The 11,820-nt window shown below is 28.5% G+C and carries 13 protein-coding genes and 1 tRNA gene; all 14 read right to left on the bottom strand.

Annotated features, from left to right (window positions below):
- Positions 1 to 40 precede the first annotated feature (40 nt).
- The 14 genes from KQI41_RS19155 to selA all read right to left on the bottom strand — a co-directional run bounded on the left by KQI41_RS19155 (position 41) and on the right by selA (position 11,819).
- Entirely contained in the window at positions 41 to 163 is a 123-nt protein-coding gene (locus KQI41_RS19155) for a hypothetical protein (RefSeq protein WP_280634055.1), read from the bottom strand.
- A gap of 187 nt (positions 164 to 350) precedes the next feature.
- On the bottom strand, positions 351 to 614 hold the full coding sequence (locus tag KQI41_RS12210; protein ID WP_216585397.1) for a hypothetical protein: 264 nt from the start codon (positions 612 to 614) through the stop codon (positions 351 to 353).
- A gap of 367 nt (positions 615 to 981) precedes the next feature.
- Entirely contained in the window at positions 982 to 1,185 is a 204-nt protein-coding gene (locus tag KQI41_RS12215; RefSeq protein ID WP_216585398.1) for a hypothetical protein, read from the bottom strand.
- A gap of 448 nt (positions 1,186 to 1,633) precedes the next feature.
- Complete coding sequence (locus tag KQI41_RS12220) at positions 1,634 to 2,539, bottom strand: alpha/beta fold hydrolase (protein WP_216585399.1); 906 nt, start codon at positions 2,537 to 2,539, stop codon at positions 1,634 to 1,636.
- Between the two features lie 149 nt (positions 2,540 to 2,688).
- Positions 2,689 to 2,940, bottom strand: a complete 252-nt coding sequence (locus tag KQI41_RS12225) for a hypothetical protein (protein ID WP_216585400.1) — start codon at positions 2,938 to 2,940, stop codon at positions 2,689 to 2,691.
- A 273-nt stretch (positions 2,941 to 3,213) separates the two neighbouring features.
- A complete protein-coding gene (locus tag KQI41_RS12230) occupies positions 3,214 to 3,663 on the bottom strand; it encodes a GNAT family N-acetyltransferase (RefSeq protein WP_216585401.1) in 450 nt (149 codons plus the stop codon).
- 426 nt (positions 3,664 to 4,089) lie between these two features.
- Positions 4,090 to 5,379, bottom strand: coding sequence for an IS110 family RNA-guided transposase (locus KQI41_RS12235; protein ID WP_154443134.1), 1,290 nt, complete (start codon positions 5,377 to 5,379; stop codon positions 4,090 to 4,092).
- A gap of 539 nt (positions 5,380 to 5,918) precedes the next feature.
- On the bottom strand, positions 5,919 to 6,041 hold the full coding sequence (locus tag KQI41_RS19160; protein ID WP_280634056.1) for a hypothetical protein: 123 nt from the start codon (positions 6,039 to 6,041) through the stop codon (positions 5,919 to 5,921).
- Positions 6,042 to 6,166: 125 nt separating this feature from the next.
- Positions 6,167 to 6,685: a hypothetical protein gene (locus tag KQI41_RS12240; protein ID WP_216585402.1), complete on the bottom strand. Its 519-nt coding sequence runs from the start codon at positions 6,683 to 6,685 to the stop codon at positions 6,167 to 6,169.
- 226 nt (positions 6,686 to 6,911) lie between these two features.
- Positions 6,912 to 7,181, bottom strand: a complete 270-nt coding sequence (locus KQI41_RS12245; RefSeq protein ID WP_216585403.1) for a hypothetical protein — start codon at positions 7,179 to 7,181, stop codon at positions 6,912 to 6,914.
- 427 nt (positions 7,182 to 7,608) lie between these two features.
- A tRNA-Sec gene (locus KQI41_RS12250) sits at positions 7,609 to 7,705 on the bottom strand.
- 60 nt (positions 7,706 to 7,765) lie between these two features.
- Positions 7,766 to 8,461 (bottom strand): response regulator transcription factor, encoded by a 696-nt coding sequence (locus KQI41_RS12255; RefSeq protein WP_216585404.1) that lies wholly within the window; start codon positions 8,459 to 8,461, stop codon positions 7,766 to 7,768.
- A gap of 25 nt (positions 8,462 to 8,486) precedes the next feature.
- A complete protein-coding gene (gene selB / locus KQI41_RS12260) occupies positions 8,487 to 10,394 on the bottom strand; it encodes a selenocysteine-specific translation elongation factor (protein WP_216585405.1) in 1,908 nt (635 codons plus the stop codon).
- A gap of 3 nt (positions 10,395 to 10,397) precedes the next feature.
- Entirely contained in the window at positions 10,398 to 11,819 is a 1,422-nt protein-coding gene (selA, locus tag KQI41_RS12265) for an L-seryl-tRNA(Sec) selenium transferase (RefSeq protein ID WP_216585406.1), read from the bottom strand.
- Between the last annotated feature and the right edge of the window lies 1 nt (position 11,820).

Genomic DNA, 11,820 nt, shown 5'->3' on the forward strand with positions numbered 1-11,820 from the left:
CCTTCTTTTTCTTGTAAATATTTCATTAGTTTTATCTAGTTTAACTCTCCATTATCTGCAATTTTTTCAGGTATTCTCTTATTTCTTTCTGTAGTGAATCCTGTAGAGTGCCTATCTTTGCAGGTGTTTCAGTATATACTTCTTTAACCTCTTCTTGAGACATTTTTTTGCCTCTTTCTAATTCATAAGTAATAGAATATTTTACGTCAAATTCATATAATTTAAATATTCCCCTGTTTATGACATAATCTCCTTAGTTCTTTGAACCCTTCATATAATGCTTCATCATAAAAAGGGGAATACTTGTCAACAGTAGTAGAAATTTCATTATATTTTTCTACAAACCTACTTCACTTACTTTCATTAATTTTTTCCCGCTCTTTTTCATGAACAGAAGTATTTTCCCAATTTGGATATAGGCTTTTAGTACTCATGACGCACTCTGTGAACTTTTCCCATATTTCAAGATCTATAGAGAACTCTTTATCACATTGAAGTTTTGTAACGTATACAGACTTGTCTATTATTGAGTTGACTAGATTTATTTCTTTCTCTAGTTTCTTTTTATATTCTTCAATTTCGATTGTAAAGTTCTTCTTTTCAGTCTCTAACATCCTATTTGCCCAAACTTTCCCCTCCTTTTTTCTATAATTATATGTGAGTTGAAATAAATTGACAACATATCCAAGAAAAAAGAGCCTGGTGGGCTCTTTAAATAACCAATAATTGTATTCCATAACATAAGAATTAATATGGCTTTTGTTTAGTGATATATGTGCATAAAATCTATGTTTACCACTTTCTATAAAATACTAATCATTAATTTTTAATAAAAATATAGGCACATAAGCCTCTCTTTTTCCATAGATGTAGAGTTGTTCAATATAAGGAACTGCTCCAATTATCCTATTTTTATTAGTATATATTCTTTTTCTACCATCAGAAACATTATGCACATAAATTTTATTTATATCTACTAACCTAGTCTCTTTTTTTGAAATTCTTATTTTTGATTTCTCTTATTTCATAACCAGGATATTTATCATTAATATATATGTTTTCTTTAATATATATTTCTGGTAATTCTTCTGATGTAAGAAATACTCCTACTATTTCCTCATACTTCCTTTTCAAAATTATTATGCTATAATCTTCAAAATGTCTTTTATTAACAAATTCAAGCATAATATCCACTTTAACATATATACTTCGACAGAAAAGGAAAAAATCCTCTATTTATTATTCACCTTTATGGTCTCTTTCATTCTGTACATTTTTATTTATATGACTAATGTTAATATAACTTTTTATCCTCAACTTTTTTATTTTATTGTGTATAAAAAAGTCTAATATCTCTATAATATATATTAGTGCCATATTTCCTTTGTAAAGCATATAGTATTATTAAGCCATAAGCTTCAGGTTTTATTGTTTCCTCCATATATTTATCTTTTCCCTTTCTATATGGTTAAAAGAAGCAGTCAAGTTTAAGAGATGATACCTCCTTTTCTTGACTGCTTTACGTTTTGCTATATAAATCTTCAATAATTATTCAATATATTGTTGTGACATTACCTATATTAAAATATCTTTAAAAATATTTTTCAGCACCTCATAGGAGTTATTAATCTTTTTAACTATTCAATAAGTCTTTTATTGCGTCAATAACAATATCTGGTCTGGTTTCATGTATACAATGATTGCTATTATTAACTATTACGATTTTACTATCATCAGATAAATATTTTAATTTATGAGATAAAGTTTGTGCTAAAGCCTCAATCTTTTCTGCTTCTATTCTAGGCACTCCCTCTTCGACCATTTCATTAATAGAATAGTAAGGATCTTCAATTAATATTATTAACGGACAATTAGGAAAAGATTGCATTTCCTTCATGTTTATTACATTATTCCTCAAATCAACTATTTCAGAAAGCTGATTTATGTATATATTGGGATTTACATAAATATTTAAAAGTTCTTTTTGTATTTCACTAGATAAATTAGATTCCTTTTGATATAAGCTAGGTTTTAATTCTTCTACTAATTTATCTTTAGTATATTTAGAATATTTTTTCCATAACTTCATATATACTTCATCTGAACTAAATACATCAGATATAGAAGTATTTAATTTTTCAAATTTATCTTGTCTATAAATTGAAGCTGATTCAACAAGAAGTACACTCTTTACCTTTTCTGGATATATCCTTGCAAAATGTTGAACACATAATCCTCCATACGAATGGCCTACTAAAATAATTCTTTCCTTTATGTTCAATAAATTTAATAATGAAAACAAATCTTCGGAAGCTATACTAGTATTGCTTCCATCGGTATGAAGTTCGCTATTCCCAACTCCTGGTCTATGAATTATAATAACTTGTACATATTTTTCTATTTCATCTACAATTTCCAACCAATCATAAATACATCCTCCCATACCAGGCATAATTACTACTATGTTTTCTCCTTTTCCCTTAAATAAATATTCTACTTTTCTTCCATTAATGTTGGCTAATTTTATAATATTAATCATCTCCTGCAATTTATTAATACCTACAAAATTGTTCTATATCAAGAATACTTATTCTTGGATTTCATATTTCATAATGACATCCTTTCTTTGTTTTGATTAATATTAATATTACTATAATAATATATTTATCGCAAATCATTTCATCTGCTTCATTTTCCCTTTATCTCTCTTATAACTTCTCTCCTGCATACATTCCTATCTCCTATATTGTTTATGTAGTCATTAGTTTCTTCTACTAAGTCTACTAACTCCTCTATCCTTCTATTTAGCTTTCCTTGTAGCCTATTTAACTTGTTGTCATGTCCTCGATAATTTACTACTGTAATTAAGAAGTTATTCTCTACATAAGGGAAATAAGGAATATATCCTTTTACCAAATCTGTTGTTATAGTATAAGTCATATCTTCTATTTGTAGTTCCTACATATCCTCCCTTACGAAAAAGAAAAACCCAGGAGTTTAATTTCTCCCTAGGTTTTTAGAGCCTCTACTGTTTTATTGAATATAGTTCTTGTGATGCGAAATAAAAAATACTGCAAAATTTATTTCTGAATAGTACGGTATTTTTAATAATTATTCGTTTTATCATTACTAGATTTAATATAAAGAATGTGTTGTTATTATCCTGAGTATAGTAAAGGTTCTCATGTTTTATATTCTTAGGATATCTCTTTCTTATATTTCTAGTGAATACTTATAAGCAGTTTCGATGGGATTATCAAAATACTCTTCTACTTTGGTATTAATCTTATATCCAAAATCTTCAAACACCTTTTGCATTTTTAAATTTGATTCTCTAGTTTCACCTTTAAATATATGCATATCATCTTTCAACATTTCATCTATGATATACTGCATTAACATATGGGCATATCCTTTATTTCTATGATCTGGATGTGTTCCTATACTCATAATCTTAATATAGTCATCTTCTCCCTTCCAGTTATAGATAGAAATATTAGCTTTTATAATATTATTTTCTTTGAATGCAAAAACAAAAGTTCTTTTATCTTCCAAAAGTTCAATCCAATATTCCCGTTTTGTATAATCAGTTGGAAAACAAATTGTGTCAAATCTGTATATATCATCTAAATCTTTTAAGGTTAATCTTACTATATCTTCCATAATGTTCTCTCCTCTTTAAATCAAGTAGTATTTTTCAATACTTCTGATTAATTTTTTATTATTTTAGTAGATCATTTTAAGCAAAATAATTTTATTTTACATGAAATGTCTATTTTAATCCTCACTTAATAAAAGTAGCATTATATTATTTTATAAACAATGGCTTTGCTCACTTTATATAGTAGTAGAACCTCTTTCTAACAGGATTTATTTCCCAAACTTCCTTCGTCCAACTTAAGCTATATGTGAGTCCCGTCATGCTCGTATGCAGGATTATATCCTAATGGAGGAATTACAGGATCGCCACTTTTGTTCTTTTTAATAATTGTAAATCTTAAATTCAAGTTCTATTTTAGCTACCATATTTAAATAGAATTTTTTAACACTATTAATTCATACGTAATGTAATCTCTGGAATAGATAAGATTAAGCAGCTGAATTTAGAAACTCCTCTGGATATTTTATTTCTGACATCATTTTACTTTCATCATAGTCAATATCTTTTAAGATTATTGTATGAATTATTCTTAATAGTTTTCTGCATAATGCTATTATAGCCTGTTTCCCAGTAAGCTGATTTTTTCGTCTTGTAGTGTAATAAATATACATTTTTTTAAATGCAGTATTAGTCCTTATCATGCCTAATATTACCTGATACAGCAACCGCCGAAGATCTTTACGTCCTCTTCTACTTATAGATGTTGTGCCTTTTACCTTACCAGAACTATTTTCTGTTAAAGAAAGTCCTGCCATTTTTATCATTTGTTTTGGTGTTTTATACCTTCCAATATCTCCTAACTCAGCAACTATACCACTTGCTGTTACAATTCCTATGCCTTTTATTTGTGTTATCTTTGCTGTTTCATCTAGATTGCTACAGATATCAGTTACATAGTTATCTATCTCTTCTATTTGTTGGAGAAAACCTTCATATTTATCTAATAGATAATTTATTTCTATTTTCGCAAATGAAAGACCCTCTTTTATTCCTATACTATTTTTGCTAGCTATTACAAGTCTTTCTATCTTCGCAAGGCCTACACCCCTTCTCATCTTTGGAGGTAGCATCTCATAGATTTCATTTGGTGATAACTTTTCAATTTCAGATGGAAAGATATACTTTTTAATTATTTTTATAAATGATTTTGATTTCCAGCTGGCATATGCTTCTTTATATTCTGGAAAATATCTGTCTAACCAATTGTGAATTTGGTTCTTTGTACGATTTAAATCCTTTATTACAACTTGCCTTAAATTCTTAGCATTCCTGAGCTCTTCATACTCACCTTCGAGTAAATTTGGGGTAGAATATCTAGCATCTTTTACCAACTGTGCGATGATTTTTGCATCTTTTTTATCTGTTTTTGTTTGAAGATTATCATCTAACTCTTTTATCTTTTTTACATGCATTGGATTTACTGTAACTACTGTATAGGCATTGTCCTTAAGATATCTTGCAATATTTAGCCAGTAATGTCCTGTTGGTTCCATTCCAATTATTACTGTAGTTTTCTTTTCGGCTAACTTAATCTCCTTTATCCAACTATCCAATTCTAAATATCCTGAAAGTGAATTGTTAAATTTAATTGATTTCCCAAATTCTATACCACGAACATCTTGTGCTCTTGCTACATGAAATTCCTTGGCAATATCAATTCCAATAATTAAAGTTTCATCTGTTAATTGATTTAACCTTTGATTTTGTTTATAATTCATAGTAGATCCTCCTTTAAATTAAGAATTGTTTTCTCTCAATTACAATTATACCTTAATTTATTTGTGAGGATTTTCTATTTTTATCGTATCACAGGAAGCTCGTATAATATATTTATAGTCACCTTCATCATCACTTGTTGCGTATAATTTCACTAACATGATTAATCTAGTAAGCAAATTATACCATATTTTCTATATTATTATAGTAAATTCTTAATTTTTAACACCTTATTATTTAGTTTTGATAATTATGACGTTTAATATAAATATCATAAAGTAATACTATGTAAGATTATGCTCATTATCACATAGTAATTTTTCATACAAACTGATGTAGATATACTATCTTCATAAACATTAATCTAATTGACTTAGCTTGTGATTTAATACTGTATTTAATAGAAAAGTCCATTAATGCTTTGTCTACACTACATTTCATAAATTTCGGATGAATAATAGAACCAATTATTTTTCAATTATGCTTTGTCGCATAAAGATTGCCGTTTATGACTCCATCAATTGCATTTTGTCTTATAGAATCATATACCCTTTAGCCATCCGGGATAATTTACTGCTTTTGCCAAATAGTCATTTAAATCATTGTAAAGTTGCTCTAATTTATCAATATCATTTGCTTGTCCAAGCTTGATGCTAATATCCATATATATCCTCCCAATAAATGTAAAATATAAATCTTGTTCCACCACAATAAACTACTAATGTACCTTTTATAAATAATGTATCTTAACTTCAAATTTTATTTATAATCTCATCGATAAACTAAAATTTAAACCATGCTATCAAAGTCCTTGCTTAGACATGATTGCTTAAGCCTTTTTGACCTCAATAAATACTTAATATCAGAAAGATTATCATACGAAAGTTGAAAGTGAAAATAATTAATATATTCAAGTATCGCAAATATATAGATAAATCCTGCAATGCCTAAGCTACCTAAAGGTAATGATAGATACAATTTAAAAAAATCAAACGCAAAAATAAACATCGTGATAATTATTAGGCTGATATTGAATTTCTTCAAGTTTTTAAAGCCTTTTACAACTTGCATAGGAGTTACTGTTGTATTTTCTTTCTTTAATCTTTTCCATTTTATATACCAATATATACTTCCCTGCACTAGTAGAAATTCCAAAAGAAAAAATGAAATACAAAAAGAGGTTATAGAATACAATCGTAATTGAGGATAGACTTTATTAAGTAAAAAAAACACTATAATAAACATTACTACTGACATTAATTCGCCAGTATATAAATATGAAAATCGTTTTAATAATTTTTTTCTCAAGTATCCATCTCCTCTCACTAAGTTAAGTTAGTGGAAAAGTAGTTTTCACAAAATAGTTTAAGATATAGATTTTCGTTTACGTCATAATAATCTACTATTACGAATTACTTATGTGGATATTATATCATATTTGTTCTATCTTTCGTATATTTTAGAATCATCTGACAAGTTTCTCAATACTGTATTATGTAGTTTTCAAAGTTCAAGAAGTAATTTCCCGTATTTTTTACATCTTATCTTCTTCATTTTCCCATCTCCGTTTATCTACTGAATATACTATTTTTAGCCCATCTATAACCTCAACATGTCTATCTTCATTTAGTTCCTGTTTCACTATATCCATTTTATTTTTTATGTTGGAGTTACTAGAAATTATAAAAAACAAGAAAAATACTAATACCTGGTGAACCCATGTATACCAATTTACAATTCTATTCACTCTTGTAACTGATGCAAGATTAGGAAAGCTTTTAGCATTACGTGAAAGTGACTTCAATTATATTGATCATAACACTAAAATATCAAAATCCTTATCAGAAACTAAAAGATCAAGAAAATTATGCCCAATTAAAACTAAAGAACTAAATAATTTGTTAGATGAACATTTAAAAATTGAAAAATTTTAAAAAAGAATCATTGGGTGTAAGCAATGCTTTAATATTTACCTCAATGGCTAGAGATTTTATGCTAAAGATCTAAAAAATGTAGCAGAACGATTAGGGCATTCTAGAGCATCTACAACTGCTAATATTTATGCTCATGCTATACCAAGAATTGATAAGGAGGTAGCCGATGTTTTTTCAAACATTTTATCAAATGGCACACGAAGTGTCACACAAGATGAAAATTTGAAGGTTGTAAAGCAAGTTTTTAGACAATAAAATAGGGTCATAGGAAAGCCTATAACCCTTGATTTTACTATATGGCGGGAGTATGTGAGAATCGAACTCACCCAAGAGAATCCTATTCCCTCGCGCTGGTTTTGAAGACCAGAGAGCCCACCAGGACTCATCTACCCCCATACTGACAACAGAATATATTATATAAGATTTTTCGACAAATTTCAAGGTTTTTTTCAAATTATATTTTAGAATTATTAAAATAATATCCTACTCCCCATTTAGTCATAATATATCTAGCATCAGATGAATCTTTTTCAATTTTTTCTCTTATTCTTCTTATATGAACATCAACAGTTCTCAAATCTCCATAATAGGCATATCCCCATACTAGTTCTAACAATTCTTCTCGTTTAAAGACTTTTCCAGGATTTGAAATAAGTGCATAGAATAAATCAAACTCTTTCCCAGTTAAGTTTATATCCTCATTCTTTATACTCACTTTTCTACCTAACGTATTTATAGTAAAATCTTGAATTTGTATTACTTGATTATCAAACCCTAAAGATTTATGTTTTACCCTTCTAAGTACAGCTTTGATTCTTGCCTTTAACTCAAGATCATTGAAAGGCTTGATAAGATAGTCGTCCACGCCATGTTCAAAGGCTAATATTTTACTAATATCCTCATCCTTTTTAGTTATTACTATTATTGGTACTTGAGAAGAATTTCTAATGGTTTGACACAATGTCAAACCATTGGAATCTGGTAAAATTAAATCGAGCAATATTAGATTATAGTTATTTTGAGTAATTTTTTCTAGAATATCTTTAGTATTATACATTTCATCTATAATATATCCATCTTGTTCTAAACTATATTTTAATCCTTTTACAAAGGACCTATCTCCATCCAATATTAGTATCTTTGTTTCCATCTTCTCACCCCTGTAACATTAATCATTAGTTTAAAACTCTAATATCCTTGTCTCGTTTAGTTATTTTTACTTGATCAAAGTATTCAAGAAGGGCAAGAGCTACTTTTCTATTTGTGTTTAACAAATCTCTATAATCTCCTATTGAAATACTACCATTATCTACCAAGTACTCTTTTAGTTTTTCTAGTGCTATATCATAAGCATTTTTAGATAAGTATACTTCTTCACTTAATTTTATAATGTCTTCATTGTTTACAAGGGAAACAAATACTTCTTCTATTTCATCTTTTTTAGCTCCTATTATGGAGTCTAAATCTTCTTTTCTTGGAGGTTGATATGGACTTTTATTTAAGGAATTTAATATATCCTCTTTAATCTTTAACTGATTTTCATTAAGTTTTATTTCAAATCCCTTAATACAAATATTTTCCATTTTCTGCTCCAAATATTCATTTTGAATTAACAATTCTATAAAAGCATCTGCAACTCTCGGCTTTGCATTTTTAAGAAATCTGTTTCGTATTTCTTCTTTTTGCATTCCTGCCCTTAAAGGATATTTAATATGAAACTTATTTAAAGTTTCCAATATTTCATCTTTAATTTTATTAAAATAATTTATATGAATAATATGCAAATCCTTAGTTAAGGAAAATGATATAAGTTTATTTTCTTCTATAAGTTTATTTACTTCATTTTTCACATTTTCTTCTAACATTGCTGTGAAAACTGCAATCTCCTTCGTTGTTGGGAATTCCTTAGACTTTTCCTCAATTATATTTTCTATAATATCAGCAGATGAGCCCATTTCCTTAATCTCAAGTTCCTTTATGGCCTTATCATCAAAACGTTTTTTCTTCTTAGGGTTAGGCTCTAGAACTTCCCCACCTCCGATTGTAAACATTGGAGAGTAGAATCGAATAATAAATTTATCTCCTCTTTTAGCTACAACTTCTTCTTCTAATCTAAGTTGGGCATAGGCTTCTTCACCTGGTCCTATTTCTTCTCTATCCAACAAAACAATACGACATAGAACCTCTTTAGTACCTATATATAATCTAAGTCTAGTTCTATTATCAATATATCTATCAATACTTTTAAGGAGCTTAAATTTTACATCAAGCATCATAGAGTCTGACATGGAATCAACTGGGGCTATGGTATCTCCCCTATCTACGTCTTCCTTCTTTAGTCCTGCTAAATTGGCTGCAACTCTTTGTCCCCCATAAGCTATATCAGCATCCTTATCATGAACTTGTAATGTTCTAATTCTAGCTTTTTTATTTCCTGGAAATACTTGGACTTCATCACCTATTTTAAATTTCCCAGATAATAGTGTGCCTGTAACTACAGTTCCAAACCCAGATATGGAGAATACTCTATCTACTGGCAGTCTAGGCATATCATCTACATCTCTATCTTTTAATTCTGCTGTATACTTATCTATTAAATTTATGATTTTATCTATACCTATTTTTGTAGTAGATGAAGCTCTAATAATAGGTGAGTTTTCTAGAAATGTTCCTACTACTTCTTCCTTTACTTCCTCTTCTACCATATCTATCCATTCATCATCTACTAAATCGGCTTTTGTAAGAACTATAAATCCTTTTTTTATTCCAAGAAGATCTAAAATATGCAGATGTTCTACTGTTTGAGGCATTATGCTTTCATCTGCTGCCACAACTAATATGACAATATCTATACCTATAACTCCTGCCAACATATTTTTAATAAATTTCTCATGACCTGGTACATCTATTATTCCTGCTCTTTGACCAGAGGGTAAATCAAAATAGGTAAATCCTAGTTCTATAGATATTCCTCTTTCTTGCTCTTCTTTCAATCTATCTGTATTTCTTCCTGTAATAGCTCTAATTAAAGTTGTTTTTCCATGGTCTATGTGACCTGCTGTTCCTATAATTACATGTTTCATCTATTAAACTCCTTTAACTTTATTAAAAGCAAAACTTATTCCTTCTACTACAATATGAAATTCTTCTTCTCTAATGGTTCTTAAATCTATATATACCCTATCTTTATATAATCTAGTAATAATAGGTATATGAAATTCTCTTAAATTGTTTTCAAATTCTTGGGTACTAAAATTGTCTAAAGTAAGGACCAAACATTTTGTAGGTAGTTTTTCTAAAGGTAAAGAGCCTCCACCAACTTCGGAGAAGTTATCTTCTATATCTATTTTAAATAAATCATTAGAAACTTTTTCCTCTATTTTTGATTTCAGTTCTAAAGCTTTCGCCCCTATTTCCTCTAATGATTGAGTAAGCATAGCTAAAGTAGGAATCTCTTTAATTGCTGCTGATTCCTCAAGATAATATCTTAAAGTTGCTTCAAGGGCGGATATAGTAAATTTATCTACTCTAAAGGCTCTAGTCAATGGATTTTTTTTCATTGCATCTATATATTCTTTCTTTCCTACTATAACTCCTACTTGAGGTCCACCTAAAAGTTTATCTCCACTGAAGGTAACTATATCTACACCTTTTTTCAAGGATTCTTGAACTGTTGGTTCATATTCTATTCCATATTTAGATAAATCTATAAGAACTCCACTACCTAAGTCCTCTATAAGGGGTATATTATATTTTTCCTTCAATAAAAATAATTCTTCAGAGTCAACATTTGATGTAAATCCTAGTATTCTATAATTACTAGTATGAACTTTAAGTAATGCTCCTGTTTCTTCATTTATTGCATTTTCAAAATCCCATAAATGAGTCTTGTTTGTTGTACCAACAGCAACTAAATTTGCACCACTTTGTTCCATTACATCTGGTATTCTGAAGGATCCACCTATTTCTACTAATTCTCCACGAGAAACTATTACCTCTTTATTTTTAGCCATTGAGCTTAATACAAGAATTACTGCCGCTGCATTATTATTTACAACCATTGCAGCTTCTCCACCAGTTATTTCACATATTATTTCTTCTAAATGGCTATATCTTGATCCTCTTCCTCCATTAGCTAAATCAAATTCTAAGTTTGAATAGTTAATGGCAACTTCTTTAATATTCTCCATAATCCTTTCGTTAATCAAGGAACGTCCTAAATTAGTATGAATTACAACTCCTGTTCCATTGATCACTCTTTTTAATTTAAATGAGTTCTTTTCTTCTGCTCTAATTTTAATTCTGGTATAGATATTTTCTATGCTTTCTACGATTTTCTCTTCTGAAAGCTCTTTTCTTTTAATTTTAGTCCTAATTTCTTCTATTTCTATTCTTATACTATCTAATACTATTTTTCTTGGTATATATTTCAATAGTTCCTTTATGAAATCCTTATCTAATATTTCATCTACTTTAGGTATTAAAGTAAATAGATTTTTTTCTTCCATA

Source organism: Tissierella pigra, assembly GCF_018917845.1.
GTDB classification, from domain to species: Bacteria; Bacillota; Clostridia; order Tissierellales; family Tissierellaceae; genus Tissierella; species Tissierella pigra.

Coding starts and splice junctions, on each gene's coding strand:
- KQI41_RS12215 (WP_216585398.1), bottom strand. CDS start 1,185: ATGCTTGAATTTGTTAATAAAAGACATTTTGAAGATTATAGCATAATA.
- KQI41_RS19155 (WP_280634055.1), bottom strand. CDS start 163: ATGTCTCAAGAAGAGGTTAAAGAAGTATATACTGAAACACCTGCAAAG.
- KQI41_RS12255 (WP_216585404.1), bottom strand. CDS start 8,461: ATGGAAACAAAGATACTAATATTGGATGGAGATAGGTCCTTTGTAAAA.
- KQI41_RS12220 (WP_216585399.1), bottom strand. CDS start 2,539: ATGATTAATATTATAAAATTAGCCAACATTAATGGAAGAAAAGTAGAA.
- KQI41_RS12210 (WP_216585397.1), bottom strand. CDS start 614: ATGTTAGAGACTGAAAAGAAGAACTTTACAATCGAAATTGAAGAATAT.
- KQI41_RS12225 (WP_216585400.1), bottom strand. CDS start 2,940: ATGACTTATACTATAACAACAGATTTGGTAAAAGGATATATTCCTTAT.
- KQI41_RS19160 (WP_280634056.1), bottom strand. CDS start 6,041: ATGGATATTAGCATCAAGCTTGGACAAGCAAATGATATTGATAAATTA.
- selB (WP_216585405.1), bottom strand. CDS start 10,394: ATGAAACATGTAATTATAGGAACAGCAGGTCACATAGACCATGGAAAA.
- KQI41_RS12230 (WP_216585401.1), bottom strand. CDS start 3,663: ATGGAAGATATAGTAAGATTAACCTTAAAAGATTTAGATGATATATAC.
- selA (WP_216585406.1), bottom strand. CDS start 11,819: ATGGAAGAAAAAAATCTATTTACTTTAATACCTAAAGTAGATGAAATA.
- KQI41_RS12235 (WP_154443134.1), bottom strand. CDS start 5,379: ATGAATTATAAACAAAATCAAAGGTTAAATCAATTAACAGATGAAACT.